The organism is Burkholderia sp. Ac-20392, from assembly GCF_017104585.1.
Classification (GTDB): Bacteria; Pseudomonadota; Gammaproteobacteria; order Burkholderiales; family Burkholderiaceae; genus Burkholderia; species Burkholderia lata.
On record NZ_JAAGPB010000873.1, the window covers coordinates 1 to 2133 of the forward strand.

At 68.3% G+C, this 2133-nt stretch carries 2 protein-coding genes and 1 pseudogene; 1 reads left to right on the plus strand and 2 read right to left on the minus strand.

Features of this window, described 5'->3' with window-relative positions; translation table 11 throughout:
* Window positions 1–202, minus strand: a pseudogene (locus G3N99_RS39200) (AraC family transcriptional regulator); the annotation flags it as partial.
* Window positions 203–237: 35 nt separating this feature from the next.
* Entirely contained in the window at window positions 238–579 is a 342-nt protein-coding gene (locus tag G3N99_RS39205; protein WP_011355854.1) for an FKBP-type peptidyl-prolyl cis-trans isomerase, read from the minus strand.
* Between the two features lie 581 nt (window positions 580–1160).
* Here G3N99_RS39205 and G3N99_RS39210 point away from each other — a divergent pair.
* The gene (locus G3N99_RS39210) at window positions 1161–2078 is read left to right on the plus strand and encodes a metal-dependent hydrolase (RefSeq protein WP_174938690.1); all 918 of its coding nucleotides are present in this window, start codon (window positions 1161–1163) and stop codon (window positions 2076–2078) included.
* Window positions 2079–2133: the final 55 nt, after the last annotated feature.

The window sequence follows — 2133 nt, forward strand, 5'->3', positions numbered from 1 at the left end:
TGCCCAGGCCCGCGTAATCGTGGCGCGCGCCGGCCGGAACCAGCCACGCGCCGTGCCGGTCGAGCCGCTGGCTGACGCCGTCCACCGCCATCACCATCGCGCCGTCGATGCCGAGCACGATCTGGTGAAAGTCGTGCACGTCCGACGCTTCGAGCGTGTCGTAGCGTTGCAGTGCGACGGTGGGGGACGGAAGGTGTGCCATGGGGCAGGGCGTCAGCCGGCGGCGCGCGTGTCGTGTCAGATGTCGAGCAGTTCGACTTCGAACACGAGCGTGGCATTCGGCGGAATCACGCCGCCTGCGCCGCGCGGGCCGTAGCCGAGTTGCGGCGGAATCGTCAGGCGACGCACGCCGCCGACCTTCATGCCCTGCACGCCTTCGTCCCAGCCCTTGATGACCATGCCGCCGCCGAGCACGAACGCGAACGGGTCGTTGCGATCCTTGCTCGAGTCGAATTTCTGACCGTCGGTCAGCCAGCCCGTGTAGTGGACGCTGACGGTCTGGCCGGCTTGCGCTACGTCGCCGGTGCCTTCGGTCAGGTCTTCGTATTTGAGGCCCGATTCGGTCGTGATGACAGACATGACTTCTCCTGAAAAAGGATGGGTAAAACCGCTATTGTAGGCGAGCGCGCAGCGGGCCGCCGCTCGTGGCTTTCGGCCGGTCGCACGCGTGTCGCGGACGGCGCCGGACCGCCACGGCCGCGGTCGTCCGAAACGCAAATGGAACGCGCGTTTGAATTTTCCGCGCGCCCCGCGACCGTGGTTGCACCGTGCGAGTGCGACGCGTGTATGAATCGGTGCTACCGGGGCGCTCGGTAGCACGCCGCGGGGCGCCGCCGATTTCCGTGAAACGCCCGCCGCACGGGGCTTCCTGGCCATCGACATGACACGGCAGGGAGCCGCGCGTACCGCTGCCGAGCCACCGCGCGCGTTCGAATCCCGCCCCGTCCGGACGCCGTTCGAGCGCCGCTTTTTCCGCCTTTTCGACCGTGCCCTGTTTGGAAGCGCGCATCTACCGCGCGGCTTGCGTGCGCCGCCGCGGGCGGCCTATCTTTACAGCTGTCGATGTCAAGATTTTGGCGGTGCGCGACGCGCCGCCCGAGCCTGCGCCGGCCGCATCGAACGATGCGCCGGGCCGCTCCGGAACCAGGAGAACGATGAACATGAAGTCAGCCGCTTCCGCCACCGCAGCCGGGATCATGCCGGTGCGCCGCGACCTGCGCTTCGACCTGCCGGTCGAACGTGCGAAGGACTGGCATGGCCTCGGGTCGCACGTGACCCATTTCTTCAACGCGCTGTCGCTGCTGTTCCCGGCCGGCGAGCGTTTCTTCATGGATTCGGTGCGCAACTACCGCGACCGGATCGACGATCCCGTGCTGAAGCAACAGGTGCTCGGCTTCATCGGCCAGGAGGCGATGCACACGCGCGAGCACATCGAGTACAACGAGCTGATGCAGGCGAACCACCTGCCTGCGCGCAAGCTCGACAAGCGCGTGTGGACGGTGCTCGGCTACATGAAGCGCAAGCTCCCACATTCGGTGCAGCTCGCGCATACGGTCGCGGCGGAGCACTACACGGCGATGCTCGCCGACTGGCTGCTGCGCGACCCGACGCGCCTCGACGGCTCGGTCGAGGGCTACCGTCAGATGTGGATCTGGCACGCGCTCGAGGAAACCGAGCACAAGGCCGTGTCGTTCGACGTATGGAACACCGCGATGGAGCCGGGGCTGCGCCGCTACCTGATCCGCATCGGCGTGTATCTGCTGACGACGCTGACGTTCTGGCCGACCGTATTCCTGATGCACGCGACGCTGCTGTGGCGCGATCGCGGCGCCGGCCATCACGTGCGCGGCATGCTGCGGATGATCGCGTTCCTGTACGGGCCGCGTCGCGGGCTGTTCCCGCGCATCGCCGGCGAATGGCTGAGCTTCTTCCGGCCGGGCTTCCATCCGTGGGACCACGACAATCACCATCATCTGGCGCGGGTCGACGCGCTCGCCGCCACCTACGGCGAACAGGGCGGCGCGCCGGCCGGCCGTGGCCGCGCGAACGCGCCGGCGCCGCTCGCATCGGGCCGCTGAGGCCGCCGCTGCGCCGGCATGCGCGGCATCGGGCCGCGCATGTTGCGTGCGTGCA